Annotated in this window: 1 protein-coding gene; it reads right to left on the reverse strand. The window is 52.9% G+C overall.

The window, feature by feature from the left end; translation table 11 throughout:
* Window positions 1–293 (reverse strand): choice-of-anchor B family protein (locus tag J0A66_RS22900; protein ID WP_206576085.1); only part of this gene is annotated, 293 nt, incomplete at both ends.

Here is a 293-nt window from a genome sequence, read left to right on the forward strand (position 1 = left end):
TGGTGTTACCTCGAGGAGCAGGTCCTTCCCTTCTTCGGTGCTAATGCGGGCCTGGCTTAAGCTGATGCTGGCCAGCGGGCTTTGGCGGGTATTGTCTCGCAAGATATACAGGCCGCTATTGATATCGCTGACCAGAATCAGGCCACTGGGCAAAAAAGGATAAACGCCCCAGGCACCATTGAAGGTGGTTTGGTCGCTGGCAGGGTAGGTATCAAAAAGGCCAGCTTGGGTAGGCTGAGTAGGATCGCTGATATCCAGTACGGTAAGTCCGCGTTCGTAATTAGACATATAGT

This window comes from Bowmanella dokdonensis, from assembly GCF_017254865.1.
Lineage (GTDB): Bacteria > Pseudomonadota > Gammaproteobacteria > Enterobacterales > Alteromonadaceae > Bowmanella > Bowmanella dokdonensis.